Source organism: Enterobacter sp. BNK-13, from assembly GCF_048685015.1.
Taxonomy (GTDB): domain Bacteria; phylum Pseudomonadota; class Gammaproteobacteria; order Enterobacterales; family Enterobacteriaceae; genus Enterobacter; species Enterobacter quasiroggenkampii.
In genome coordinates this window covers 2,121,744-2,146,820 of record NZ_JBLQTP010000001.1, presented here as the reverse complement: position 1 = coordinate 2,146,820, position 25,077 = coordinate 2,121,744, and the positions used below count along the sequence as shown (strand labels likewise).

General features: G+C 57.1%; 21 protein-coding genes. 12 read left to right on the top strand and 9 right to left on the bottom strand.

Annotation, left to right across the window (positions count from 1 at the left end; genetic code table 11):
* The first annotated feature begins 77 nt into the window (after window positions 1-77).
* Together ACMGGQ_RS10380 and ACMGGQ_RS10375 are read left to right on the top strand one after the other, a co-directional pair.
* Entirely contained in the window at window positions 78-251 is a 174-nt protein-coding gene (locus ACMGGQ_RS10380) for a GhoT/OrtT family toxin (protein WP_013096478.1), read from the top strand.
* An 86-nt stretch (window positions 252-337) separates the two neighbouring features.
* Window positions 338-1,093, top strand: a complete 756-nt coding sequence (locus tag ACMGGQ_RS10375; RefSeq protein ID WP_420289982.1) for an alpha/beta fold hydrolase — start codon at window positions 338-340, stop codon at window positions 1,091-1,093.
* 71 nt (window positions 1,094-1,164) lie between these two features.
* Here ACMGGQ_RS10375 and ACMGGQ_RS10370 read toward each other — a convergent pair whose 3' ends face one another.
* From ACMGGQ_RS10370 to ACMGGQ_RS10360, 3 genes are read right to left on the bottom strand one after another with little or no spacing between them, the layout of a single operon-like run.
* Window positions 1,165-3,342: a virulence factor SrfC family protein gene (locus ACMGGQ_RS10370; RefSeq protein WP_420289981.1), complete on the bottom strand. Its 2,178-nt coding sequence runs from the start codon at window positions 3,340-3,342 to the stop codon at window positions 1,165-1,167.
* A complete protein-coding gene (locus ACMGGQ_RS10365; RefSeq protein WP_008501295.1) occupies window positions 3,339-6,320 on the bottom strand; it encodes a virulence factor SrfB in 2,982 nt (993 codons plus the stop codon). The genes ACMGGQ_RS10370 and ACMGGQ_RS10365 overlap by 4 nt, the downstream gene beginning before the upstream one ends.
* Window positions 6,321-6,324: 4 nt before the next feature.
* Window positions 6,325-7,674: an SrfA family protein gene (locus ACMGGQ_RS10360; RefSeq protein WP_420289980.1), complete on the bottom strand. Its 1,350-nt coding sequence runs from the start codon at window positions 7,672-7,674 to the stop codon at window positions 6,325-6,327.
* A 283-nt stretch (window positions 7,675-7,957) separates the two neighbouring features.
* Here ACMGGQ_RS10360 and ACMGGQ_RS10355 point away from each other — a divergent pair, with 283 nt between their 5' ends.
* Together ACMGGQ_RS10355 and ACMGGQ_RS10350 are read left to right on the top strand one after the other, a co-directional pair.
* A complete protein-coding gene (locus tag ACMGGQ_RS10355) occupies window positions 7,958-9,556 on the top strand; it encodes an ABC transporter substrate-binding protein (RefSeq protein WP_420289979.1) in 1,599 nt (532 codons plus the stop codon).
* A gap of 100 nt (window positions 9,557-9,656) precedes the next feature.
* Window positions 9,657-9,890, top strand: a complete 234-nt coding sequence (locus ACMGGQ_RS10350; RefSeq protein WP_420289978.1) for a YdcY family protein — start codon at window positions 9,657-9,659, stop codon at window positions 9,888-9,890.
* 3 nt (window positions 9,891-9,893) lie between these two features.
* On the opposite strand, the gene ACMGGQ_RS10345 is transcribed toward ACMGGQ_RS10350, so the two are convergent.
* Window positions 9,894-10,343: a DMT family transporter gene (locus ACMGGQ_RS10345; protein ID WP_045908828.1), complete on the bottom strand. Its 450-nt coding sequence runs from the start codon at window positions 10,341-10,343 to the stop codon at window positions 9,894-9,896.
* The gene (locus tag ACMGGQ_RS10340; RefSeq protein WP_023292298.1) at window positions 10,340-10,858 is read right to left on the bottom strand and encodes a GNAT family N-acetyltransferase; all 519 of its coding nucleotides are present in this window, start codon (window positions 10,856-10,858) and stop codon (window positions 10,340-10,342) included. The genes ACMGGQ_RS10345 and ACMGGQ_RS10340 overlap by 4 nt, the downstream gene beginning before the upstream one ends.
* 148 nt (window positions 10,859-11,006) lie before the next feature.
* Here ACMGGQ_RS10340 and ACMGGQ_RS10335 point away from each other — a divergent pair, with 148 nt between their 5' ends.
* From ACMGGQ_RS10335 to ACMGGQ_RS10325, 3 genes are all read left to right on the top strand, one after another.
* On the top strand, window positions 11,007-11,582 hold the full coding sequence (locus ACMGGQ_RS10335) for a helix-turn-helix domain-containing protein (protein ID WP_008501301.1): 576 nt from the start codon (window positions 11,007-11,009) through the stop codon (window positions 11,580-11,582).
* A 65-nt stretch (window positions 11,583-11,647) separates the two neighbouring features.
* Window positions 11,648-12,688 carry an NADP-dependent oxidoreductase gene (locus tag ACMGGQ_RS10330; protein ID WP_104948438.1) on the top strand — a complete coding sequence of 347 codons (1,041 nt, stop codon included), beginning with the start codon at window positions 11,648-11,650 and terminating at the stop codon, window positions 12,686-12,688.
* A 257-nt stretch (window positions 12,689-12,945) separates the two neighbouring features.
* Window positions 12,946-13,614 carry a GntR family transcriptional regulator gene (locus ACMGGQ_RS10325; protein ID WP_044596524.1) on the top strand — a complete coding sequence of 223 codons (669 nt, stop codon included), beginning with the start codon at window positions 12,946-12,948 and terminating at the stop codon, window positions 13,612-13,614.
* A gap of 120 nt (window positions 13,615-13,734) precedes the next feature.
* On the opposite strand, the gene pqqU is transcribed toward ACMGGQ_RS10325, so the two are convergent.
* Window positions 13,735-15,849, bottom strand: coding sequence for a TonB-dependent receptor PqqU (gene pqqU / locus ACMGGQ_RS10320; RefSeq protein WP_045908826.1), 2,115 nt, complete (start codon window positions 15,847-15,849; stop codon window positions 13,735-13,737).
* 242 nt (window positions 15,850-16,091) lie between these two features.
* Between pqqU and ACMGGQ_RS10315 the strand changes: the two genes are divergently transcribed.
* Window positions 16,092-17,153 (top strand): YncE family protein, encoded by a 1,062-nt coding sequence (locus ACMGGQ_RS10315; RefSeq protein ID WP_420289977.1) that lies wholly within the window; start codon window positions 16,092-16,094, stop codon window positions 17,151-17,153.
* A 51-nt stretch (window positions 17,154-17,204) separates the two neighbouring features.
* Here the strand turns inward: ACMGGQ_RS10315 and ansP are convergent, their stop codons facing one another.
* Together ansP and ACMGGQ_RS10305 are read right to left on the bottom strand one after the other, a co-directional pair.
* Window positions 17,205-18,701 carry an L-asparagine permease gene (gene ansP, locus ACMGGQ_RS10310; protein ID WP_023618706.1) on the bottom strand — a complete coding sequence of 499 codons (1,497 nt, stop codon included), beginning with the start codon at window positions 18,699-18,701 and terminating at the stop codon, window positions 17,205-17,207.
* Window positions 18,702-19,005: 304 nt separating this feature from the next.
* Window positions 19,006-19,920, bottom strand: a complete 915-nt coding sequence (locus ACMGGQ_RS10305) for a LysR family transcriptional regulator (RefSeq protein WP_420289976.1) — start codon at window positions 19,918-19,920, stop codon at window positions 19,006-19,008.
* Between the two features lie 108 nt (window positions 19,921-20,028).
* On the opposite strand from ACMGGQ_RS10305, the gene ACMGGQ_RS10300 reads away from it, so the two are divergent.
* Window positions 20,029-20,427, top strand: a complete 399-nt coding sequence (locus ACMGGQ_RS10300; RefSeq protein ID WP_008501772.1) for a cupin domain-containing protein — start codon at window positions 20,029-20,031, stop codon at window positions 20,425-20,427.
* Here the strand turns inward: ACMGGQ_RS10300 and ACMGGQ_RS10295 are convergent.
* Window positions 20,424-21,959, bottom strand: a complete 1,536-nt coding sequence (locus ACMGGQ_RS10295; protein WP_420289975.1) for a methyl-accepting chemotaxis protein — start codon at window positions 21,957-21,959, stop codon at window positions 20,424-20,426. The genes ACMGGQ_RS10300 and ACMGGQ_RS10295 overlap by 4 nt on opposite strands.
* Window positions 21,960-22,299: 340 nt before the next feature.
* On the opposite strand from ACMGGQ_RS10295, the gene ACMGGQ_RS10290 reads away from it, so the two are divergent.
* The 3 genes from ACMGGQ_RS10290 (at window position 22,300) to ACMGGQ_RS10280 (ending at window position 25,069) form a co-directional block, all read left to right on the top strand.
* Entirely contained in the window at window positions 22,300-22,839 is a 540-nt protein-coding gene (locus tag ACMGGQ_RS10290) for an AAA family ATPase (protein WP_048029836.1), read from the top strand.
* Between the two features lie 110 nt (window positions 22,840-22,949).
* The gene (locus ACMGGQ_RS10285; protein WP_048223398.1) at window positions 22,950-23,951 is read left to right on the top strand and encodes an LLM class flavin-dependent oxidoreductase; all 1,002 of its coding nucleotides are present in this window, start codon (window positions 22,950-22,952) and stop codon (window positions 23,949-23,951) included.
* Window positions 23,948-25,069 (top strand): amidohydrolase, encoded by a 1,122-nt coding sequence (locus tag ACMGGQ_RS10280; protein WP_045908821.1) that lies wholly within the window; start codon window positions 23,948-23,950, stop codon window positions 25,067-25,069. The genes ACMGGQ_RS10285 and ACMGGQ_RS10280 overlap by 4 nt, the downstream gene beginning before the upstream one ends.
* The last annotated feature ends 8 nt before the right edge of the window (window positions 25,070-25,077 follow it).

Here is a 25,077-nt window from a genome sequence, read left to right as displayed (position 1 = left end):
TGTAACGAAAAAACTTGATCTGTGTCAACATATGACGCATATTGCGTGCGGTTATTTTTTCGGCTCTGGTATACAGAATGACGTTGTATCAAAAGATGTTGGTTTTTTACGCAATCATGGCTTCCATCTGCGCATTAATCACCTGGTTCCTCTCTAAAGACCGCAAACGTATCCGCCTGCTCAGCGCTTTCCTGGTGGGGTCAACCTGGCCAATGAGCTTTCCCGTTGCGCTGCTGGTCTCGCTTTTCTGAAGCACGCTTTCAGTTTTAAAAGATGAACATAGCATTCCTGATGTGATGACTGTATAAATACACAGTGCATCATAAAAGGAGTGCTTATGAACAGTTTTTACTCGCAGCAGGCCGGTTGCACCGTGCGCTGGCACGACTTGCCTGGTACCGGCGATCCCGTGGTGTTCATTCACGGGCTGGGCTGCGCCTCTTCCTATGAATATCCCCGCGTCGTTCGTGACCCGCTTTTTGGCGCGCGCAGAGCGATTCTTATCGACTTGCCCGGCAGCGGCTACAGCGATAAGCCTGAGCACTACAGCTATAAAACCACTGACCAGGCGCACGTTGTCGCGGAACTGATTGACCATCTTGAGCTGGATTCCTTCTGGTTATATGGCCACAGCATGGGCGGCAGTATTGCTATCGAAACGGCGGGGCTGCTGGCAACGCGCGTGAAGGGACTGATGGTGTCAGAGCCCAATTTTCACGCGGGTGGGGGCATGTTCAGCCGGTCTATAGCGGCGCAATCCGAGCAACAGTTTCTGGAGCACGGATATGACGCCATGCTCAGCGCAGAAAAAACAGCATGGGCGGGATGCCTTCAGAGCAATGCCGCTTATGCCGTCTGGCGCGGTGCATCTGGCCTGGTGACGGGCGTTGAACCGGAATGGGAAGCGCAGTTCCTGTCACTCCCTTGCCCGGTAACGTTGATTTTTGGCGAGCTCTCTCTGCCGGATGACGATGTGGAAAATCTCCAGCAGAAGGGCGTTGAGGTGAAAATTATTCCTGCGGCGGGGCACTCAATGTCCTGGGAAAACCCCTCTGCGCTGGCGCGGGCCTTAGCCGAATGTACGACGATGTGATTATTGTGCAATGTATCATCGTTGCGAAATGTAGGCCGGGTAAGCGCAGCGCCACCCGGCAAGAAGGGCGGTTACTTTATTAAAGCCCGTAGTGCCTGACGTGCGTCAGGCTGAACATCATGCGGGTGGTGGTAATCAATGTTCTCTATCGCGCGGCTATAGAGTGCGACCAGCCAGTCGTAAACATATGCGGTAGCCGCATGGACCGGCTGTTCTCCCAGGCGCGTCAGGCGAGGTTCGGCGCTGCTGACCACCGGCGTGACGAAGATGGCGTGGCCTTTACGGATGCGGCTTGCCGGACGCGTCGCCACGGGCGTCTGGTCGTAACCCAGCCAGCCAACGAAATTGCCCATCACGGCATGCAGTTGCGCAGCGCTACTTTTATCTGCTTCGACAATTCGCTGCAGCTGTTGAGGCAGATTCAGCCGGTAGCTAGTGACGACCAGCACATCCGCGATTTGCTGTAACACCTCAGGATCCAGCCCAAGACGGGCGGCGGTTGCCTCGTTGCGGCTCCACTGGCGCAGATGATTTATCCATACTCTGTGCGCCAGACGCGCTTTGTCTTTGGTCTGGAACAGGCTTGCACTTTCCTGGGCATTATCAGCAAACAGGTCAATGGTATCCGTAAACAGCCCGTTAACCTGCTCCTCGCGCGGCTGCTGAACGGCCAGCAGCGTTTCAAAGGCCTTCAGCGGCGGCAGCAGGCCTTCAAGCAGCTCGCCGTGGCGGGCGGCACTGCTTTGCAGCATGCGCACCATGTTTTCTGCCTGAGCGCGTCGGGTACCCGGTTCCTCAATCAGCGGTGCCAGGTAGCTTTGCATCAGCGCCGAGAGCTCCTGATGCAGCGCATTTTTCAGCGTGCCGAGACGTTTCTGTCGCTGCGCGGGCAACGTGGCCTGAGACAGCCACTCAATGACGCGCTGCATGCTGTGGCTGTCCAGGGCCTGGAGGGTGCCCCAGCGCAAGCCCGGCTTTCCGAGCAGATGCTGTACGGCTTCGTCGAGGTTCTGCCGGGTGGTAAAGCGGGCGTCATGCGGGGTGATCGCCCACACCAGCCCCGGCAGGGCTGATTCTTCGGCAGGCTGCGTCTCCCTGACCCAGTTCATTAACACTTTTGCTTTTTTGGCCGTCTGTTCGTGCTGCGCCGTCGCGTTGCAAATGACCAGCACATCCGGCTGGAGCTGTTGGCGATAGTGCTCAAGCAGCCACTGGGATTTCGCCTGGCGTAGCGGATCGGCATGGTGCTCTTCAAACACCGGGATATCAATGATATCAACATTATCCAGCGCGCCGCTCTCAACGGGCAGCACCACTTCGCGGGTCAGGAAGGCCAGCACATCGACCGGGAGGCTGATGGCGTTAAGCATTTCACCGTTGTTCAGCGGATGGAGAAGCGTCTCCTGTGCATGCTGAAGCGCTATCGAGCCGTCGTGCGTCAGGAACCCTTCACCCGGCAGCCCAAAGCTGTCCACCAGCAGGCTAAGGGGGGCCGCAAGCTCGCTGGCATGGCTGGTCTGGTGCAGCACATGGGCCAGGTTTAACCACTGCTGGGTCAGTTCCTGCTGTTCGCCCCAGAGCAGCGACCAGACGCTGGCTCGCGTGCTGAGATCGAGTGAAGGCACCAGTTGGGCAAACTCATGCCACAGGGCATCATCAATTTGCTGTTTCGCTGCGGGTACCGTGCTCTGCCAGAAACGGGCAATTGCCCCCACTTCATGAGCGGTGATGCCGGGCACGCCCTGCGGCTGGCGCAGTCCGCGCCATTTCTCCAGACGTGTCTCGATGACCGCCTTATCCACCGCGCGCATCTGCGGATGAAGCGTCGTGCGGGCAATAAAGAGCTGTACCAGCTCGGCCTCGGTGACCAGGCTCAGGCGCAGCGGAAACGCCTCGTCAAGCGCTTCCGGGATTTCCCGGGTGAAGCGGACGGCCATATTGGTCAGGGCATGTCCTGGATTGATATGCGAAAAATAGTCAAAAGTGCGCTGGCCTGGCGTCACGTTCAGGCGACCATTGCCGCTGCCGCACAGCGATAAGAGCAGGTGCGCTTTCGCGCTCTGCGAATGGCCGTAAAGCCCAATGCTGCTCTGGCGGGTCATGGCGCGTTCAATGGCCTGCTCCCGCGCCTGCACCGCGTTGATGCGAGCAAGCAGGGCGTCGGCATCGTTATCCAGCACAGGGGCGGTCAGGCGCGTCTCGTTAATCCACCCGATTAAGGCCTGAGTGGTGTTCGTGGTCGCTGTCATTTCAGGTATACGCTCCCGCTGTCGATCCAGTAGTGGCTACCGCTGTGTCGGCGATCGGCCAGGGTATTAAGTTTGAAAGTTAATGCGTCAGGCGCCACCGGCGTGCCGTCCTGCAGCCAGGCATCGCTCAGCTCAAAGGCCTCCGGACCTTCCTGCTTGCTGCCGCCGCAGAGCTTGAGCCGCACATTCAGCACGCCGTCGCCGGCAATCGCTTTTGCCAGTTCGGCCGAGTTAATGCTGAGCGTGTAGAGCGGCGTGGCCGGCCAGCGCGCGTTTGCCAGCTGGCGGAAGCCGAGAGTCACGTTACCGCGCAGCGGGAAGTGCAGACGCGCATCAAGCTTCGCGCCGGGTTTATCAAGATCGATATCCTGATACCAGACGTTTTCCTCGCGCAGGGTATTGACGGTGTTATCCAGCACGCCCAGATAGCGCACGGTGGAATACGCGCCAATGTCCGCGGCTTTAAAGTTGAAGCGCGGCAGACGCAAGTCAAGCGCCAGGCTGCAGAGCATGGCCCCCACGGCAGCGGTCGATTTCGGGTTGCCAATGCGCCCCTGCTGGCTGAACGGATACCACTCATGTACCTGGTATTTATCCAGCCAGACGATGCGGTTGACCGGCACCGGCTGCAGGTGACGAATGAGCGCCTGAACCCCAGGCAGGCAGCCCGGGCGTCCGGTGATCAGCAGAATGTCGCAGCTGTAATGGGAAATCGCCTCACACACCGCGTGGAGCGGGGAGGCCAGCGTAAACTGCCCGGCCAGCATCGCATCCTGCATTTCGCGGAAATTGACGTGCAGCGGCACGGCGAAGAGGTCAAAAGCGTCAGAACCCGCAGGCAGGGCATGGTCGATCGCCTGCTGCAGATAGTTCATCACGTTGCGGGTCGGCTTCTGCGGCAGCAGATCGCCAAAGGTGGCGTGCAGACCAGCCAGCGGATCGTCAACGTCGCTGGATTCCCATCCGGCAAGAATGGCATGGCCAATCGGCATAAAGAGCTGCAGCGCCGTTTGCTGGCGCAGTACGGCCTGGGTATCAATGCGCCCGGAGTCACCGAACAGCGAGGCCATCAGCAGCGAGGCATCCGCGATACCGGATTTCTGCAGCTGCGTTTGCAGAGCGGGTAACACGTAGCGCTGAATCACGTCCAGAAGCGTATCGTCGCCCGCGACCTTAAACCCTTCGCGGAACAGCAGCTGCGGGGTGATTTTGACGTTATTGCCGGAACCGTCATCCAGCTGATAATGGGTGATCGCCATATCCGTTGTGCCGCCGCCGATGTCGATGGACGCGACGCGCAGCGCGCGCCCCGGCTGGCTGCCCGGCTCAGGTTCACGGTCCGGACGGGCAAGGGAGGCGAAGAAGGCTTCGGTCTGGCCGCCAAAGCGGGAGATGGCTTCGTTATACAGCCAGACCAGCTGACCGCAGCTGGCTTCATCCCACTCCATCTGGATTTCAGGTACCGGCACCACGCTTTTTTCCTGCTGTTTGCGGGTGACAAAATCCTCATCCTGCGGGTGCCATCCCATCGCTTTCCAGACAATCGCGATGGCTTCAAACATGCGGCGACGGAAGATCTCGCGCTCCTGCTTTGGCATGGCGGAGGGCAGCGTCAGGATCAGCGTGCGCAGCTGGCGCGGCGAGGCAGGGAAGCCCAGACGCAGGCGCGTGGCGACGCTGTTGATCTGCCCCAGCGCCTGTGCCAGCAGCTCGCACAGCATATGGGTCATCAGGGTGCTGCGGCTGTATTGCGGCGAGAAGACCGGCAGGCGCTCGTCCTGCGGCAGCGTGAAGAGCGGCTCGCCGTCATCGTTCATCAGGTTCATCAGCGGGAACGCGGTGGCAAGCGGTTCACGCTGGGTCTTGCTGTTCATCTGGCTAAAGCGCCAGTCCTGCACGACCGGGGTTTCATCCCACAGGTAGCGACGCGGGCTGGAAATACCGCTGTTGCCTTCGGTTCCCAGACGCTGCATCGCCAGCTTGCGGGCTTCATCACCGACGCGGACAATCGACGGCCAGACAAAGGCGTCTTCGCGACCGCTTTCAACCGAGAAGTGCTGCTTGCCAAACCGCGCTTCCGAAAACTCGAGACGGCTGGTGAACAGCGGCTCGTTCAGGAACTGCGGCTCGCTGAGCGAGCGAACCTGCAGCTCGGCGGTCTGACGCAGCCCATCGTTCGCATCGCCGTGGTCTTCAATAATGACGCCGCAGGTGTGGGTGTTACCCACGTCGAGGATCAGGTCAACCGGAATGGCTGGCGTGCTGAGCGTATGGGTGACAAATTTCACTTCCGGTACGGTGAGCTGTTCACCGAGCATGGTCAGCAGGTTAAGCCAGTGGGCCTGATACTCAAAACTGCGCATCGCCTGCTGCAGGTCGCGTTCAGAGCGGTTCTCAACGCCGTCGGCATACTGGGTAAACGCCTCGCGCAGCCAGCCGTCAATCCAGGTCTGATCGAGGAAACTGTCTACCTCATTATCGCGCCACGCCAGCGCGAAGCGGGTGCCGTTCAGAATATCGTTTTCCACCGGGGAGAGCGCGGACGTGGCATGATCGGCAATCTGGCTGTCAAGCGCGAGGGTGACGCGGTGTGTATTGCCTGCCGTGTCCGGGGTGTCAAGCTTGCGCACCTGAACGCGCGCCCAGTTATCCGGCCCTTCAACAAAGGTCCGCGGCGGGTTGAAGCGCAGGAAAGGAACCGGAAGCCAGACGCCATCCAGTACCGCCAGCGACTGATGCAGCGGGATAGTGGTTTCCGGTTTGACCACTTCAGGCTGCCCGCCGTTCATGCCGGGCAGGGTATAGCGACCGTTGACCAGGTCGAAATCGAGGCGCAATAGCGGGCCGTTCGCGGTTTTACGTACGAAGCGCCCGTTGCTGGCGGAGTCCTGCGGCGTCAGACCGAAATCGAGGAACTGCACGCCGCTGTTGGCAATAAGCGTGACGCTTTGTTTATAGTCGCAAAGATTTACCAGCATAGGATCAGGCACCTGCTTTCTTGAACGTCAGTGGGACGACGGTGTTGGCATCATAACGGGCGCGACATTCTGCGATATCGCTGGTGCCTGCTTTACAGGCAATTTCCGGCATCGGGTAGCGGGAACCGTCGGTGCAGCGGGCAGTGCCGCGACTCTTAATCATCAGCTCGCCATTGCTGTGCAGCCCGGAGAAGACCTCCGCGCGGCAGACAATGTTGTCGCCATGGACAACGCGGGCGAAACCTTTATTGTTCTGGATCTGATAGCGCAGCGACGGCGGCTTGCCGGTAACCGGATCTTTCACATCGAGGATAGCGCGCCAGTTGCCGTTCAGGAAACGCGTCGATCCCGCTTTTACCTGATTCGCTTCCATCACCATGGCGTCTTTTGGGATGGCGACAATCACCACCGGAGCGGGCTGTGGCGCAGGAGCGGCCGGAGCGGCTTCTTTTTCTTTGCTGGCCACGACCTCCGCCTGATGCAGCGGTAGCTTCATCGCCAGCGGCTCAACCGCTTTGATCGGTTTTGGCGCAATCTCCACAGGTTCAGGTGTGGGTGCCGGGGCGGGCTCAGCGGAAGGTGCCTGTTTTGGCCACAGCAGCGGGGCGGCAATGGCGGCGACGATCACGGCGGCAACCGGCAGGGTCCACAGGGGAACGCGGCGCTTTTTCACGATGTTCGCTGGAGCAGGCGCCTGAAGAGGTTGAGCAACGGCGGGGGCCGGTTCGGGCTCATACAGCTCCTCCGGCGTAATACGCACCACCGTGGAAGGGGCGATCAGCGGCTCGTCAGCATGCTCAAAGGTCATCACCGGCTCTGGCTCAGGCTCGGGTTCAGGATCGTCAATCACAACGGGGGCTGGCTCAGGGATCAGCGATTCACGCAGGCAGTCGAGGACATCGTCGCGCGCGTTCTCGTTCAGGTTTACAAATCCCCAGAAGCTAATGACCGGCTTTCCGTCCACCAGGAAGAGGAAGTTTTCGCCCGGAAACTGAAACGCCTTTGACAGCAGAGAGCCAAAAAGCTGTTGCGCGGTTTTAGGCGACTGCAGGCATTTCTTGCTTAATGACTCGACGCTGGCGAGCGTGTTTTCCAGATAGCGCAGGGCGCGATAGCGATCATCTTCATCGGCCGCTTTCCAACTGATTACGCTCCCTTCAACCGGGGAATACCAGTCCACGCGGTCGCCGCTGTCGTTGACCTGAGGAATCGCCAGACAGTCGACGATGGCCTGTTGTTTGCGCAAACGGAGCGCTTCCCGGATTTGCAACGCTGATTCGAAAACGGCTTGTCCGCCGCCGCCAACGGCCTGAAAATCATCCAGATTACCGCTGCGTAAAAGAGTTTTTGCCACGATTTGATCCCATATACTTCTTCACACCATTACTTTAACGAAACGAGGAAGCAAACAAACGGAGGAAGAGACGCTAAAAGCGCCGATTTCTTGCGGCATAGAAAGTGACGGTTGTGCTTGACGAATAATGGCACTTAAGGCAAATCATCTTTTTGAGCGCTGGCGGTTAAAACAGCAAAAAAAGCGGCTTTAGAATAACCTGATAGTGTTTCGTTATTTGCCAGGTCAAAACGCCTGTGCTGTTATTACTGTCCTATATAATAAAACTGTCAGGGTTATAACCATGTCTACAGGGAAAACACTGCTCGCCCTTGCACTGAGCGCGCTGTTACCAGCCGGTGCCGCATGGGCGGCAAATAACGACACCCTTATTTACTGTTCAGAAGCCTCCCCCGAGTCCTTCAACCCACAAATCGCCAGCTCTGGCCCGTCTTTTGTGGCCAGCTCTCAGGTGCTGTATAACCGTCTGATCAATTTCGACCCGGTGAAAAACACCCCGGTGCCGTCGCTGGCGGAGTCCTGGACGATTTCTCCGGACGGCAAGACCTATACCTTTGCCCTGCGTAAAGGGGTGAAGTTCAACAGCAACAAATACTTCAAACCGACGCGTGATTTTAATGCCGATGACGTTATTTTCTCGGTCATGCGTCAGAAAGACCCTAAACACCCGTACCACAACGTGTCGCAGGGCAACTACGAGTACTTTAATGATGTCGGTCTCGATAAGCTGATCCAGGACGTTAAAAAGGTCGATGATTATCACATCCAGTTCACCCTCAGCGAACCCAACGCCGCGTTTCTGGCCGACTGGGGGATGGATTTCGCCTCGATTCTCTCCGCTGAATACGCCGACGCAATGCTGAAAAAAGGCACGCCTGAGAACGTGGACACCTGGCCGATTGGCACCGGGCCTTACGTGCTGCAGCAGTACAAAGTGGATTCGCTGATCCGCTACGTCGCGAACCCGAACTACTGGGAGGGCGAGGTGCCGACGAAGCATCTCATTTTCTCCATTACGCCAAACGTGGAAACTCGCCTGGCGAAGCTGCAGACCAACGAGTGCCAGATCATTCCTGCGCCATCCCCGGTTCAGTTTGACGCCATCAAAAACAACAAAGACCTGACGCTGCACTCGGTCGATGCGCTGAACGTTGGTTATCTGGCGTTTAATACCGAGAAAAAACCGTTTGATAACGTGCTGGTGCGTCAGGCGCTCAACTACGCTACCGACAAGAAGGCCATCGTTAATGCGGTCTTTATGGGATCGGGCACGGTGGCAAAATCGCCGATCCCGCCAAATATGCTGGGCTTCAATAAAGACCTGAAGGACTACAGCTACGATCCTGAAAAAGCGAAAGCCCTGCTGAAGCAGGCGGGTCTGGAGAAGGGCGCGGAAGTCACGCTGTGGTCAATGCCGGTTCAGCGTCCGTATAACCCGAACTCGCGTCGTATCGCGGAGATGATCCAGAGCGACTGGGCAAAAGTTGGCGTGAAGGCCAAAATTGTCTCCTACGAGTGGGGCGAATATCTCTCCGGAATGCGTAAAGGCGAACATGACTCCGCGCTCTTTGGCTGGATGTCCGACAACGGCGACCCGGACAACTTTGCCGACGTGCTGCTCGGCTGCAACAGCATTAAAACCGGCTCAAACGCCGCGCGCTGGTGCGATAAGGGGTATGATGCCCTGGTACAAAAAGCGAAGCTGACCAGCAGCCCGGCTGAGCGCGCCAAGCTCTATGGCCAGGCGCAGGAGATCTTCTACCAGCAGGCGCCGTGGATCGCGCTGGCCAACGGGAAAACGTTCTACGCGACCCGCAGCAATGTGACCGGGTACAGCGTAAGCCTGATGGGCAGCGATTTCTCGAAAGCGAAGCTGAACTAAGCCTTTTTAGCCGGGTGGCGGCTACGCCTTACCCGGCCTACATTTGGCACCCGTAGGCCCGGTAAGCGTAGCGCCACCGGGCACATAACAAGGAGTGACAATGTCACATTTAAACGAAGTTATCGCCCGCGTCGATGCCGCGATCGAAGAGAGCGTGATTACCCACATGAACGAGCTGCTGACTGAATTAAGCGATGATGCAGAGCTCAGCCGTGAAGATCGCTACACCCAGCAGCAGCGTCTGCGCACCGCGATTTCGCACCACGGCAAGCAGCATAAAGAGGAGATGGACGCGCGTGAGGAACAGCTGACGAAAGGCGGCACCATACTGTAACGATCAAAACTGGCGTCGCGCCACCAGCCAGGCCCCGACCACCAGCATCACCGCGCCGCACACCGGGCCGATCAGGGCGCGCAGCGGGATGCCATGGCTCCTCAGCACGTCCAGCACCAGCCCGCCAATCAGCTGGCTTGCGACCAGCACGGCGATGGTCGTCGCCGCGCCAACGTTCTGATAGCCGCTGATGCTGGCAAACACGAAAAACGACCCCAGCAGCCCCGGGATAAGCGTCCACCAGCGCACCGTCGCGGCCAGCTCGCTGAATCCAGCCATGCCCTGTTTCAGCAGCAGAATAGTGACAAATAGCACGATGCCGACCAGCGAATTCAGCAGCATCGCGATGAGAATGGTGGAGGAGGACTGGGTGATACGCACCATCAGGGTGTTTTGCACCACCAGACCGATGCCCGCCGCGACCAGAAACGCCAGCGTCAGTGACTGATTCATGGGATCGCGTCCGGATCGCTGCGCTCGTCCAGCTGTAGCTGCATAAAGGTTAAGTCCAGCCAGCGGCCAAACTTGGTTCCCACCTGCGGCATTTGTCCCGTCGTTACAAAGCCGAGCGTTTCATGGAGATGAATCGAGGCATGGTTTTGCGCTTCAATGCCGGCCACCATCACGTGTTTCCCGATGGCGCGGGCCTCGTTAATCAGCGCCTTCATCAGCGTGCGGCCAATCCCTTTGCCCTGATGGGCCGGGTGGACATAGACCGAGTGCTCAACCGTATGACGGAAGCCGTCAAAGGCGCGCCAGTCGCCGAAAGAGGCGTAGCCGGTGATTACGCCGTCCTCTTCACTTACCAGAACCGGGTAGCCCGCAAGCGAGCGCGCCTCAAACCATGCGATTCGGTTATCGGTATCGACGGTTTTATCGTTCCAGATCGCGGCAGTGTGCAGCACCGCGTGGTTGTAAATCTCGCCTATCGCAGCGCAGTCTTCTTTGCAGGCATGACGAACGATCATGATGAAGCCTCTGTGTGTTGTTCACTATAGTATTACGTTATCGCTACGATATTACACAACTGTATCGCCCGATCGCTATGGCATAAGCCATATTTTTTTGTTATCAAAAGCCCATTGAATTGCCGTTCATACACTATAGTATGACGTCATGAACACCATAACAGACACAATGAATCAACGGATTAGCGCAAGAATTCGCCTTGAACGCGAGTCTCGCGGATGGTCCTTGAGTGAGCTGGCGGACCGGGCAGGGGTCTCCCGCGCCATGATCCATAAGATAGAGCGCGGGGACAGTAGCCCGACAGCCACCTTGCTTGCCCGCCTGTCGGGCGCGTTTGGCATCAGCATGTCAACGCTGATTGCCCGGGCCGAAATGCAGGAGGGTAAGCTGCTGCGCCTGGCAAACCAGCCCGTCTGGCGCGATCCGCAGACGCACTACCTCCGCCGCCATGTTTCTCCCCGTACCGATCTGCCCATCGACCTTGTTCAGGTGGAACTGCCTGCGGGAAGCGACGTTCCGATGCCGGCTTCTTCTTACGCGCTGGCGCGTCAGCTTATCTGGCTGCAGTCCGGTGAGCTGGTGTTTCAGGAGGGCGACACCCGCCACGAGATGCACGCCGGAGACTGTCTTGAGCTGGGGCCGCCTAATGACTGCCGGTTCATCAACGAGACGAATGAAACCTGCATCTATCTGGTTGTACGCCTCAATCAGTCTGGCTCGTAATGCTAATGCGATAACGCTGAACGTGAGCCAGGCTGTAATGACATTTGTCCCAGAAGGAGATCCTGATGAATCACTCTGTTTCGCATAACCGCCGCTGGGTGCTGGCCTCTCGTCCACAGGGCGCACCGGTCGCGGAAAATTTTCGTCTGGAAACGCAGCCTGTTCCGGAACCGGGTGCGGGGCAGCTTCTGCTTCGTACCGTCTGGCTGTCGCTGGATCCTTATATGCGAGGTCGCATGAGCGACGCGCCATCCTATTCACCGCCGGTTGAGATCGGTGCGGTGATGGTGGGGGGAACGGTCAGCCGCGTTGAACAGTCAAACCATCCCGACTTCAAAGCCGGTGAATGGGTGCTGGGCTATAGCGGCTGGCAGGAGTATGAACTTTCGGACGGCAGTGGCCTGGTGAAGCTGGGCGAAAATCCGTCTCATCCTTCCTGGTCGCTGGGCGTACTGGGTATGCCGGGCTTTACCGCCTATATGGGGCTGCTGGATATCGGGCAACCGAAAGCGGGTGAAACGCTGGTGGTGGCTGCGGCGACCGGTCCGGTTGGCGCGACAGTAGGGCAGATCGGCAAAATCAAAGGTTGCCGGGTGGTCGGCGTGGCCGGTGGCCCAGAGAAATGCCGTCATGCCGTTGAGGTTCTCGGCTTTGACCTGTGTCTGGATCACCATGCGGCGGATTTTGCCGACCAGCTGAAACACGCCTGTCCGAACGGTATTGATGTCTATTATGAAAACGTCGGCGGGAAAGTGTTTGATGCCGTGCTGCCCCTGCTGAACACCTCCGCGCGCGTGCCGGTGTGTGGCCTGGTGAGCGGCTATAACGCGACGGGCCTGCCTGACGGGCCGGACCGCCTGCCGCTCCTGATGGCGACCCTTCTCAAGAAACGCATTCGTATGCAGGGCTTTATTATCGGCCAGGATTATGGACACCGCATTCATGAGTTCCAGGAAGAGATGGGGCGCTGGGTACAGGAGGGAAAAATCCACTATCGCGAACAGGTGACGGACGGGCTGGAAAACGCCCCCGAGGCGCTGATTGGCCTGCTGGAAGGACGAAACTTCGGCAAAGTCGTGATTCGCGTCGCGAGTGACAATAAATAAAGCGCACAATGGCGGGGTTTCCCGCCATATTTATTTGTGAAGATACGATATATTGTCTTTAATTACTGGACACGGTTTTTCGCGCCATCATCCCGGATGAGCCCGAAAACGATAAAAAAAATGATGTTTGCTTTTTTTTTGCTGTTTTACGTACTTCCCACCACCAGGCATGACGATACAGGATATATCGTACCGGCGCCGTTTTATTAAAACTGGCGTTTAAAAATAGCATTAAGTTTTAGCTACAGGAATTCCACATGCTTGATTTGGATCACTTAGAAAAAGCCCAAAGGGTTAGCCTTACCATGCAGGTTGAACACAGTTTGAAAGGGGCGTTAATTACAGGCTCCCTCAAACCAGGAGCACGACTGATTACGAAAGAGATTGCTGATAAATTAGGCACCAGTATTACGCCGGTTCGCGAAGCGCTGCTGCGCCTGGTCTCCTCAGGCGCGCTTCACGCCACGCCAGCGCAGGCTTTTCTGGTCCCTGAGGTGACGCTGGAGCGTTATAACGAGATTAACGCCATCCGAAAACAGCTTGAGCCAATGGCGGTTGCCGCAGCATGCCAGAATATGTCAGACGGCAAGCTGGAGGCGTTGCGCAAAATGTCAGAGGCTTTCCATGAGGCCATGCGCAATGGAAACGTTCAGCAGGCCTTGCATGCGAATCGTGTCTTCAGGTTTACGCTTTATCAGTATGCGGAAATGCCGACGCTTAATGCCTTAATTGAACAGCTATGGGTCCGCATCGGCCCCTGTATGAACTATCTGCACCAGGAGCTTAGCGACATCAAAACGGCAACATATCACTATGACGAGCTTCTTTCAGCCCTTGAGCGGAGAGATGTGGAGGCCAGCCAAAAGGCGATTGATAAGTTGATTGATGAAGCGGATTCTCTTTTACAGCGACAATATTTTAACTGAGAGATTATTTATCAGAGCGACTATATACCGCCGCTAATTATTTATCTGGTGAATAACTCCTGATGGCTTATTGCCATCAGGAGGGTTATTTCATTTATAAAATAAACTTTTCTTTTTTGCTTACTCGAAGCGATAAGAGACCGACAGCCCGACGCCATAGTTACGGCCTGGTGCAGGCTCGTAATAACGACCGTTGGACTCGTTGACAATAACCGATCCCGCGTACTCTTTATCGAACAGGTTATCGACGCGGCCAAAGACGTCCATTCCCCAGTTGCCGTAGTTAAACTTATACCCGGTATTCAGCCCGACTACCGTATATGACGGCGCTTTCGCGGTGTTTTCGTCGTCGGCCATGATATCGCTCATGTAACGCACGTCCGTGCCCGCGTACCAGCCTTCCTCCGGCTGCCAGCCAAACGAAGCGAAGCCCATGTTGCGCGCAATCCCCGGCATACGGTTACCGTTACAGTCTGCGTCGCTGCAGACGTTAGTCCGGTAGGTGGCATCCAGATACGTCCACGCCATCTTCAGCTTCCAGTTCTCCGCGAACTGCTGATCCAGGGAAACTTCCACACCCTGACGGCGGGTTTTCCCGGCATTTTTATAGGTTGTGCGGCCGCCGGAACTGGAGTCCACCACGATCTCATCGTCCGTATCGGTGCGGAACAACGCCGCCGTCAGCAGACCGTTGCCGATTCGGGTTTTGCTCCCCACTTCATACGTGTTATTCGTGGATGGCTTCAGGCCAATATTCAGACCGCCCTGATTATCGGCACGATAGGAGAGTTCGTTGATGGTTGGCGTTTCAAACCCACGCCCTGCGGCTGCGTAGAGGTTCCACCCGTCAGTCACCGCATACTTCACGGCGCCCGCCGGGAGCCATTTGTGATAGCTCGCGTCACCGCTGTCATCGCCGTTGCCCGGCGTAACGTAATGGTCATTGGAATCAAACCAGACCGAACTGTAGCGAACACCCGCATCGACAGAGAGTTTCTGCGTCAGCTGCCAGCTGCTCTGCAGATAAGGATCGACGTTCCACATCAGGTTGCGTTCGTCGCGACGTTTATCGCCTTTGACGCCGTAGTCCGGCACCCCGTTGCTCATCACGAAGTTCTCGTAGCCGCGACGATCTTCACTCAGGTTTTCGTAGTTCAGACCGGTGGTAAAGGTCACCGGCACCAGCAGCTCGCCGCGGTGCGTCCAGCGGGTATCCACGCCCTGATAGTGGCGTTGCATATCAATCACCCCGCCGGAGTGAGTGGCTTTTAGCTGCGGCTGATACGGAATCGACTGGTACTGCGTCATTTCACGCTCGCCGGCGTACATCATCACGCTCAGGTCGTCCTGGGTGCTGAGCTGGCGATCGTAGCGCAGACCGGCCTGGGTCTGCTTGATGGTCTTGCGGGTGTTGTACTGATCGCCGCGCGGCGACTGGCGCGGGTTGTCCCGCCACTCCTGATAATTCAGTCCACCCGGATCGTTGGCCTTCATGTCCACGCTGTTGAAGATCAGCGTCAGCTTGCTGACGTCATCAATACGCACGCCCAGCTTCGCGTTGGCAAGATTCTTCCGCGCGCCGCTGTGGTCGCGGTAGCCTTTGGTGGTGAAACGGGTGGTGGAAACAGTGTAATCCACATCGCCCGCGTGGGTGCCATCACCCATCGCGCCGGTGGCTTTCATGCCATAGCGCCAGGTACCGTAGCTGCCGTAATAGCTGCTCGCTTCAATAGTCGGCGGCTGCTGACCGGTCTGGGTGTTGATGTTAATCACGCCGCCAGAGGCGTTGCCGTACAGGGCAGAGAAGGGGCCGCGCAGCACTTCAACGCTCTCCACGCTGGAAAGATCGATGTTGGAGGTCTGGCCCTGTCCGTCCGGCATGGTGGCTGGAATACCGTCGACGTACATACGGATACCGCGCACCCCGAAGGTTGAGCGAGCGCCAAATCCGCGCATCGACAGCTGGAGATCCTGGGCGTAGTTCTGACGGTTCTGAATTTGCAGCCCGGGTACGCTGCCAAGGGATTCAGACAGGTTGATGCGGGGTGCAGCCTGGCGCATATCATCGCCATTGACGACGCTGACCGCTGCCGGGGTATCGAGTTCCGATACGGTTTGCGGCGTGGCGCTGACGATCATGGTCTGTTCCTCTGCGCTCATGGCGGTGAGCGGCGCAAAGATAACAGGAACCAGCAGCAGCGGGAGAGAAGCCTTACGGGCAGAAATGATTTTCATGAATAAAACCGGTTGTGGTATGTAAACGAACCAAATGGAACATGTCCATACATGTTAAAGGTTTTGTAAATGTTTTGAAAACTATAACCGCACATTGCGTTAATGGAAGGCGAGAGGGGAAAGAAAAACTCCACATTCATCTGATTAATGATTACTATTCTCATTATCAAAAGGCAATGCCATGACGTTGTCTGCCGGAAGTGATGTCAGCCCAAACCCCACTTTTCAGAAAAGGAATTGTTATGTCTTTACGTCATCTGTGCTCGCCGCGTCTGAGCCTGTCACTGCTGTCTGCCACTTTACTGCTTGCCGGGACGTTCCAGGTGCATGCCGCCGAAGAGGTGCTGCGTAAAGCGGTGGGTAAAGGGGCGTATGAAATGGCCGTGAGCCAGCAGGAGAATGCGCTGTGGGTGGCGACCTCGCAAAGCCGTAAAACCGACAAGGGCGGGATTGTTTACCGTCTTGATCCGGTCACGCTGGACGTGACGCAGGCGATCCATAGCGATCTCAAACCCTTTGGTGCCACCTTTGACAACGCGACCCAAACGCTGTGGTTCGGTAATACGATCAACGGCGCGGTAACCGCGATTGATGCAAAAACGGGTGACGTAAAAGGGCGACTGGTGCTGGACGGGCGTCAACGCAGCGAAACCGTCAAACCGCTGCAGCCGCGCCAGCTGGTGGCGGATGACGCAAGCAACACGATTTACATCACCGGTGTCGGTAAAGAGAGCGTGATTTGGGTGGTGGATGGCGCCACGCTGAAGCTGAAAGAGACCATTGCCAATACCGGTACTTACAGCACCGGCCTGGCGCTGGATGGGCAGACGAAACGTCTGTACACCACGAATGCGGACGGCGAGCTGTTAACCATTGATACGGCCACCCACAAAATCCTGAGCCGTAAAAAAGTGCTGGATGACGGGAAAGAGCACTTCTACCTGAACCTGAGCCTCGACACAGCCGGTCAGCGAGCGTTCCTGACCGATTCAAAACAGCCGGAAGTGCTGGTGGTGAGCCTGAAAGACGGCAGCGTGATCGAGAAAATCGCCGCGCCGGAATCCCTGGCGGTCCTGTTTAACCCGGCCCGCAATGAAGCCTACGTGACGCACCGTGAAGCCGGCAAGGTGAGCGTGATTGATGGGAAAACGTATAAGGTGACTAAAACGTTCGACACGCCGGTCTACCCGAATAGCCTGGCGCTCTCTGCGGATGGCAAAACCCTGTACGTGACGGTGAAACAAAAATCTACCCGCCAGCAGGAAGCCACCCAGCCTGACGACGTGATTCGTATCGCGCTGTAAGATAAAAAAAGGGAAGGCATTTGCCTTCCCTTTTTAATGCTTTCCGGATGCTTAACGCGAGGTTTCTTCCACCAGCGGCGCGTCGTGTTTTTCATCATCAGGATGAACCGGCGCGGTGCTGTGAATTTCGTGAACGCGTTTACGCACGCCGAACCAGCCCGCAATCAGCAGCACGGCCAGCAGCGGAATGGTCGCGATGGTGTAGGTGCCGTTCGGGTAGTCGAACGCCATCAGCACCAGCACGCTGAACAGGAAGAGCAGGGTGAGCCAGGACGTTACCGGCGCGCCAGGCAGCTTGAAGCTGACGTCAGCGGCTTTGCCTTCTTTAATCGCCTTGCGCAGACGCATCTGGCAGACCACGATAAAGCCCCAGGATGCGATAATCCCGAGTGCAGCCACGTTCAGAACGATTTCGAACACCTGAGACGGAACGAGGTAGTTCAGGAACACGCCGAAGACATAGACCACCAGCGTCGCCAGAATACCGGCGTACGGCACGTGCTGCTTGCTCATCCTGGACATGAACTTCGGTGCAGAACCGCCCATCGACATGGAGCGCAGGATACGACCGGTCGAGTAGAGGCCGGAGTTCAGGCTTGAGAGCGCCGCCGTCAGCACCACGATGTTCATGATGCTGCCCACGTAAGGTACGCCCAGCTTAGAGAAGAAGGTCACGAACGGACTCTGGCCCGCTTGGTAGGCGTTCCACGGCAGCAGCAGCACCAGCAGCACCACGGAACCGACGTAGAAGAGACCGATACGCCAGATCACGCTGTTGATGGCTTTTGGCACCATCGTCTGCGGATCTTTACATTCACCTGCTGCGGTACCCACCAGCTCGATGGAGGCGAAGGCGAACACGACGCCCTGAACCAGAACCAGCGCAGGCAGCAGACCGTGCGGGAAGAATCCGCCGTTATCGGTTATCAGGTGGAAGCCGGTTGCATTGCCATCCAGCGGCTTACCGCTGCCGAGGAAGACGGTACCCACGACCAGGAACACCACGATAGCCAGCACTTTAACCAGCGCAAACCAGAACTCCATCTCCGCGAACCACTTCACGCCGATCATGTTCATGGTGCCGACAATCGCCAGCGCGCCAAGCGCAAAGACCCACTGCGGCACATCGCCAAACGCGCCCCAGTAGTGCATATACAGCGCCACGGCGGTGATATCGACGATACCGGTCATCGCCCAGTTGACGAAGTACATCCAGCCCGCGACGTAAGCGGCTTTTTCACCGAGGAATTCACGGGCGTAAGAGACGAAGCTGCCGCTGGAAGGGCGATGCAGTACCAGTTCGCCCAGTGCACGAAGAATGAAGAAAGAGAAGATCCCGCACACCAGATAGACCAGGGCGAGAGCCGGGCCAGCCATCTGCAGGCGTGCACCAGCACCTAAAAACAGACCCGTTCCGATAGCGCCGCCGATGGCGATCATTTGAACCTGACGGTTGCCCATCGCTTTGTGGTAGCCCTCTTCGTGGGAGTTCAACCAGCGACGTTTAGCAGCATGATGATCGGCTGCGCTTTTATTGCTTGTTTTCATTGAGTTACCTGTTTGCCTGTCTGAACCATTATCGTGATAGTCCTGCCTGGCAGAGCGCAATACAAACGATTGCTTCTGCGCAAACACATGTCGCCTCCCCAGTCATTCTGCGTATGGATAAGGCGAAACATGGCGAGGCATCCTACCTGCAATTCATAAGCGACGCAAAATATAACCGTGCCGAAAGTGATGCACGTCGAAGGAAATCGTGTGGTCAGAGCAGACGGGGATCACAACACGCTGAAACGTGATGAGTTTTTAGTCAAAACAATGGTGGGGTTGATTATTTAATCATCAGATTCTCTTAATTATTACCAGATGGTATAAATTTTTGCTGCTGCAGGGCATCGAGAAGTAACCTGAACGCGGTTGTGTGCTGCCGGCGGCTCGGATAATAGAGGTGGTATCCTTCAAACGTGGGGCACCACGATTCAAGGACCCTGACCAGCCGTCCCTGATTCAGAGCGTCCAGAACCGAGGACTCGGGCACGTAGGCTAATCCGAGACCATTCTCCGCGGCGTCGATGCGCTGCGACAGGTTATTCAGCGTAAGCTGTCCGTCAACCCGCACGCGAAGCTCGCGCCCGTCGCGCTCAAATTCCCAGTCATACAATCCCCCTCGGGTGGGGAGGCGGAGATTGATACAGCGGTGTTCACCCAGCTGCTCCGGCACGAGCGGCACGCCAAAACGAGCCAGGTAATCCGGGGAGCAGACGACCGCCATGCGCATGTCCGGCGCAATCCGCACCGCAATCATGTCTTTTGCCACCTGTTCACCCAGGCGAACCCCCGCGTCGAAGCGGCCATCTACGATATCTGTCAGGCCATTGTCGACCGTCACTTCGACGTTAATGTCAGGATACTGCAGCATAAAAGGCTTCAGTACCGGCCAGAGCACGGCGTCCATCGCGTGATCGCCGGCGACGATGCGGATAGCGCCTGCGGGTTTGTCGCGGGTGCTGCGAAGCGCCGTGAGTTCCTGTTCGATCTCCAGCAGATGCGGGCTGAGGCGCGAAAAAAGCTGCTCACCCGCGGGTGTCGGAACCACGCTGCGGGTTGTGCGGGTTAACAGGCGAACGTCTAATCGCGCCTCAAGCTTGCGCATCGCATGGCTCAGTGCCGATTGCGAGACGCCCAGCTGCGCCGCTGCGCGCGTAAAGCTGCGCTCGCGGGCCACCACCATAAAGGAGAGCAGATCGTTGAAATTATCTTTTAGCATCGCGGTTCTATTTATGAGTTTCAGTCATGTGTCCTATCTGATTATGCACCCTAATGCTGCCGAGTGCTTTGCGCTACTGTTAACGCAACAGTCAACGAGGAGCAAAAGATGAAAATTATCCGCAGCGGTTCATTACCGTCAGTACGAGGACCGGAAGCCTGGTTTACCGGGGCTGTTCGCATTGACGCGCCCTTTCAGGCGACCGAACCTGCCAGCGTCGGCGGGGCAACCGTAACCTTTGAGCCGGGCGCGCGCACGGCCTGGCATACGCATCCCCTGGGACAAACGCTGATTGTGACGCAGGGTCGCGGCTGGTTACAGGAGTGGGGCAAAGAGGCGGAAATCCTGAATCAGGGCGATATCGCCTGGATCCCACCCGGCGTGAAGCACTGGCACGGCGCAAGTGCGCAAACGGCGATGACGCATCTTGCCATCGCCGAAGCGGTAAATGGCAGCCCGGTAACATGGCTGGAAAAAGTGACCGACGAGCAGTACCCGAACGGCTAACCGCCAAAAACGGCAATCGCCTGCTGCAGGCGCGTCGTCCGCTGCGTCAGGTGATTCGCGGCGTGAGTGACGTTATCCACCATCCCCGTATTGCTCTGGGTCATTGTGCCGATACGGGAGAGGGAGGCGTTAATCAGCGTCAGCGCCTGAGTTTGCTCCTGCGTGGCGAGGCCAATCTCCTTAATCAAGGTGGAAACCTGCAGAACATGGTCGATCATGACCGTCAGCTGTGATTCGGTTTGTACCACCTTCTCCACGCCAGCGTTGACGCTGGCGACGTTTTTCTCGATCAGCGCTTTGATCTCTTTCGCCGCCGTCGCGGAGTGCTGTGCAAGATTGCGCACCTCAGCCGCGACCACGGCAAAGCCGCGGCCGGCTTCACCGGCGCGCGCCGCTTCCACGGCGGCATTCAGCGCAAGGATATTGGTCTGGAAGGCAATACGATCGATAACGCTAATAATATCGACGATCTGGCCGTTATCCTGCGAAACGGACTGCATCATACCGATGGTCTCTTTCATCATCACTTCGCCGCAGTGGGCGCTGTCGCGGGTGCGATCCGCCATCTGAATCGCCTCGTTTGCAGTTTCGGCCGTCTGCTTCACGGCGCTGGCGATCTCTTCCACCGCAGATGCGGTTTGCTGCAAGAAATCTGCGGTTTCCTCAGAGCGCGTCTGCAGCGCCGCACCTTCTTTCGCGACCTGCTGGCTGATGGTGCCAATACCGCTGATTTGCGCCCCGACATCATCAACCAGCGAGTTCAGGTTTAAACCAGACTGATTCACCAGGCGCATCATCAGCCCGATATCATCGATCCTGTCAAAATGGTAATAGTCCGTTTTACGTCCTGAAACCACGCGCTGCATCTGTTGAACAATGGATTTTACCGGCCGGGCGATCTGCACATGAAGATAAAAGGACAGCGCAGAAAAAAGCAGCACCAGAGTGGTGGCCTGAACGAGACGATCGCGGAATAAATACATCGCCAGGCAGGAAAGTAACGCTGTCGCAGTAATACCAAGCTGAATTCGTTTTCCGGTACTGAGACATTTAAAGAGCGACAAAAAGGAAAATAAACCGCGCCGAACAAACAGTCCTTTATAAAAACGGTACTGTTTTAATTCATTATTCCGTACTTTTGCATACAGATTTTCACTGGCCGCGATCTCCTCCCGTGAGGGGATATTGCGCACCGAAATATAGCCGGTCAGGGATCCCCCCTGCCAGACCGGCGTCACGTTGGCACGCACCCAGTAGTGATCGCCATTATGACGACGATTCTTCACCAGCCCTGTCCAGGTCTCACCCTGCTGGAGGGTAAACCACATGTCGCCAAACGCTTCGGCAGGCATGTCGGGATGGCGGATGAGGTTATGCGGCTCACCCAGAAGATGCTCTTCTTTATATCCGCTGGCTTCTATAAAAGCGGAGTTAGCATAAGTTATATGACTTTTTGTATCGGTGGTGGACATTAACGTCGAACCAGCGTTAAGTAAATACTCGTTTTGTGTAACGGGGGTGTTACGCCTCATGAGTAACTCCATGATGTTGTGCAAGAATAAAAACCCGGAAAGCGCTCCGGCAAGATAAAAGTGATTATTTTAATAACGATCTGTGCATATTCTCGCTGAAATTGAGAACCTCCGAAATACCCGGTATCCATTATTTTTAATATGTTAATGTTGTCGAATGTAATAAAATTGAAAATATTTTAGTGGGTGTTATTTTGAATCGATTTAAATAAATGACATAAGCCAAACTGCAATAGGGAGATCGCCTCCCTGGAAAAATTGTCATGCTGAAATAGCGTTTCGTTAACAGAATGAAAACGCTATGATTTGGTCTCATTTTCGTGAATACAGGGAGGCTGAGATGAAAATTAACGTCATAGGAACCAGCGGGAGTGGAAAAAGCACGCTGGCGAAGCAGATTGCGACCGAACTGGCTATTCCCTGTATCGAGATGGACAGACTCTACTGGCGCTCTGACTGGCAGGGAACGCCGGACGACGAATTTCAGGCAAAGCTGGCGCAGGCGCTACAGGCTTCGCCAGACTGGGTGCTTGACGGTAACTACAACCGCACGCGGCCTGTGAAATGGCGCGATGTCGATGTGGTGGTGTGGGTGGATTACGGGTTTACCCGCACCCTCTGGCAGGCCGTCACGCGAGCAATAAAGCGGGCCTGGCATAAGCACGAGCTCTGGCCGGGAACGGGGAATAAAGAGAGTTTCCGGCGCGCGTTCTTCAGCAGAGAATCCATTATCATCTGGACGATGAAAACCTGGCGTAACAACCGTACGCGCTATGAAGCCGATCTGCAAAACCCGCAATATAGCCATATTCGCTTCGTCCGCATTACCCGTCGGGAGCAGGTGGAATCGCTGATTGCCTCCTTAAAGTCTTATTCTTAGCAGGGTTTTTTATATCTGTTTTCCGGCAAACTAAATGTAAATTAATTGTTTCTCAGTGGTGAAATGCGCCTTTAATAATGTCGACATGTTAAGTCAAACGAGAACGCAACATGTCATGGCGAATCAGCATTCTGGATAAAAGCCCCATAGCTGAAAACGAAACGGCTGCCGATGCACTGGCGCGTACCCTGGCGCTGGCGCAGCAGGCAGAAAATCTGGGCTATCACCGCTTCTGGATTGCCGAACACCACAACACCCCACAGCTTGCCAGTCCTTCGCCGGAGCTGCTGATTGCCTGGATCCTCGGGCAAACCACGCGCATTCGCGTCGGGTCAGGCGGCGTAATGCTTCAGCACTACAGCCCCTATAAAGTCGCCGAGAACTTCAACGTGCTGGCCGCGCTGGCGCCTGGCCGCGTCGATCTCGGCGTCGGGAAAGCCCCCGGTGGATTACCGCTCTCAACCCGCGCGCTGCAGCAGGGCCTGAATCAACAGGAAAAGGGCAGCTTTGCCGAACAACTGGCCCAGCTCGACCGCTGGATCCGTCCTGAGCATCACGCTAATGAAGAGGCCGTCCGCGCCACGCCGCTGCCGCCGTTGCCTGCTGAGGGTTTTCTGCTGGGCGCGAGTACCGAAAGCGCGCTGCTCGCCGCCAGGCTCGACTGGCACTTTGTGTTTGCCGCACACCTGAACGGTGACCCGGAACTGCTGCGCGAGGTGGTATCGACCTGGCGCGAGAACAGCGCGCGGGACGTGATAGTGGCGGTGCAGGCGATTGTCGCGCCGACGCAGGCTGAGGCAGACGCGCTGGCGCAGAAGGTCGAAGTGTGGGGCGTTGAGCTGGCAAACGGGCAGCGTGTCACCGTGGCCAGCGAAGAACAGGCCTACGCGTTTGCACGCCAGGCGGGCAGTGAGCCGGTGCGCATTGCACGCCGGGCGCAGTCGCTGCTGGCGGGTACCGCTGAGTCGGTAGTGGAACAGCTCAACGCGCTGCATCAGCAGTGGGGCATTGACGAATTTATCATCGACACGCCGGTAGCGGAGGGGGCTACGCGCGTTGCGTCGCTGCGACTGCTGGCCGGGGCGCGTCTTAACAAGGAGGTCACCGTATGAGCTTTGGCGAACAACTGATTGCCTGGCGCCGCGAACTGCACCAGAACCCGGAACTGTCCGGCCAGGAGGTCGAAACTACCGCGCGCCTGCGCCAGTGGCTGACCAACGCCGGGATCACCCCACAGCCTTACGACCTGTCGACCGGGCTGGTGGCGGAAATCGGAACGGGCAGCAGGCTGGTTGCGCTGCGTGCCGACATTGACGCGCTGCCGATCGAGGAGCGCAGCGGCGTGCCGTTTAGCTCACAGCATGCAGGGGTGATGCACGCCTGCGGACACGATATTCACACCAGCGTCATCCTCGGCGCCGCGTTAAAGCTGAAAGAGCGGGAGGCCTCGCTTAACGGCCGGGTGCGTATCCTGTTTCAGCCTGCTGAAGAGAACTTTGGCGGTGCGAAGAGCATGGTGCGCGCCGGTGCCCTGCGCGATGTCAGCGCGATTTTCGGTATGCACAACGAGCCCGGCCTGCCGGTCGGTGAGTTCGCCACCCGCGGCGGGCCGTTCTACGCCAACGTTGACCGCTTTGTGATCCGCATTACCGGCAAAGGTGCGCACGCCGCACGTCCTCATGAAGGTAACGACGCCATTGTGCTGGCGAGCCAGCTGGTAACGGCGCTGCAAAGCGTCGCCAGTCGCAACGTCAACACGCTGGATTCGGTGGTGCTGAGCGTGACACGTATTGCGGGCGGCAACACCTGGAACGTGCTGCCGGAAAGCGTCGAGCTGGAAGGCACGTTGCGAACCCATCGCACGGAAGTACAGCAGAATGTGAAAGCCCGCGTGGGCGAAATCGCCGCCGGTTTTGCCAGCGCCTTCAGCGCGCAGATTGATATCACCTGGTATGCCGGGCCTACCGCGCTGGTGAATGACGAGCGCTGGGCTGATTTTGCCACCTCGGTCGCGCGTGAGGCCGGATATGAAACCCGGCACGCGGAACTGCATATGGGCGGGGAAGATTTTGCGGTCTATTTGCAGTCTGTTCCCGGCGCGTTTGTCAGCATTGGCAGCAACAGTCCGTTTGGTTTACATCACCCGGCCTTTAACCCGGATGAAGCACTGATTGAGCCCGCCGCCCGCTATTTTGCACAGCTTGCGGAAAAAGCCCTGCAACACGTTTAATTCAGGAG

What these genes read in the sequence shown, in the direction of transcription:
- ACMGGQ_RS10380 (WP_013096478.1), top strand. Translation starts at nt 78, where the DNA reads ATGACGTTGTATCAAAAGATGTTGGTTTTTTACGCAATCATGGCTTCC.
- ACMGGQ_RS10375 (WP_420289982.1), top strand. Translation starts at nt 338, where the DNA reads ATGAACAGTTTTTACTCGCAGCAGGCCGGTTGCACCGTGCGCTGGCAC.
- ACMGGQ_RS10370 (WP_420289981.1), bottom strand. Translation starts at nt 3,342, where the DNA reads ATGACAGCGACCACGAACACCACTCAGGCCTTAATCGGGTGGATTAAC.
- ACMGGQ_RS10365 (WP_008501295.1), bottom strand. Translation starts at nt 6,320, where the DNA reads ATGCTGGTAAATCTTTGCGACTATAAACAAAGCGTCACGCTTATTGCC.
- ACMGGQ_RS10355 (WP_420289979.1), top strand. Translation starts at nt 7,958, where the DNA reads ATGTCTACAGGGAAAACACTGCTCGCCCTTGCACTGAGCGCGCTGTTA.
- ACMGGQ_RS10350 (WP_420289978.1), top strand. Translation starts at nt 9,657, where the DNA reads ATGTCACATTTAAACGAAGTTATCGCCCGCGTCGATGCCGCGATCGAA.
- ACMGGQ_RS10345 (WP_045908828.1), bottom strand. Translation starts at nt 10,343, where the DNA reads ATGAATCAGTCACTGACGCTGGCGTTTCTGGTCGCGGCGGGCATCGGT.
- ACMGGQ_RS10340 (WP_023292298.1), bottom strand. Translation starts at nt 10,858, where the DNA reads ATGATCGTTCGTCATGCCTGCAAAGAAGACTGCGCTGCGATAGGCGAG.
- ACMGGQ_RS10335 (WP_008501301.1), top strand. Translation starts at nt 11,007, where the DNA reads ATGAACACCATAACAGACACAATGAATCAACGGATTAGCGCAAGAATT.
- ACMGGQ_RS10330 (WP_104948438.1), top strand. Translation starts at nt 11,648, where the DNA reads ATGAATCACTCTGTTTCGCATAACCGCCGCTGGGTGCTGGCCTCTCGT.
- ACMGGQ_RS10325 (WP_044596524.1), top strand. Translation starts at nt 12,946, where the DNA reads ATGCTTGATTTGGATCACTTAGAAAAAGCCCAAAGGGTTAGCCTTACC.
- pqqU (WP_045908826.1), bottom strand. Translation starts at nt 15,849, where the DNA reads ATGAAAATCATTTCTGCCCGTAAGGCTTCTCTCCCGCTGCTGCTGGTT.
- ACMGGQ_RS10315 (WP_420289977.1), top strand. Translation starts at nt 16,092, where the DNA reads ATGTCTTTACGTCATCTGTGCTCGCCGCGTCTGAGCCTGTCACTGCTG.
- ansP (WP_023618706.1), bottom strand. Translation starts at nt 18,701, where the DNA reads ATGAAAACAAGCAATAAAAGCGCAGCCGATCATCATGCTGCTAAACGT.
- ACMGGQ_RS10305 (WP_420289976.1), bottom strand. Translation starts at nt 19,920, where the DNA reads ATGCTAAAAGATAATTTCAACGATCTGCTCTCCTTTATGGTGGTGGCC.
- ACMGGQ_RS10300 (WP_008501772.1), top strand. Translation starts at nt 20,029, where the DNA reads ATGAAAATTATCCGCAGCGGTTCATTACCGTCAGTACGAGGACCGGAA.
- ACMGGQ_RS10295 (WP_420289975.1), bottom strand. Translation starts at nt 21,959, where the DNA reads ATGAGGCGTAACACCCCCGTTACACAAAACGAGTATTTACTTAACGCT.
- ACMGGQ_RS10290 (WP_048029836.1), top strand. Translation starts at nt 22,300, where the DNA reads ATGAAAATTAACGTCATAGGAACCAGCGGGAGTGGAAAAAGCACGCTG.
- ACMGGQ_RS10285 (WP_048223398.1), top strand. Translation starts at nt 22,950, where the DNA reads ATGTCATGGCGAATCAGCATTCTGGATAAAAGCCCCATAGCTGAAAAC.
- ACMGGQ_RS10280 (WP_045908821.1), top strand. Translation starts at nt 23,948, where the DNA reads ATGAGCTTTGGCGAACAACTGATTGCCTGGCGCCGCGAACTGCACCAG.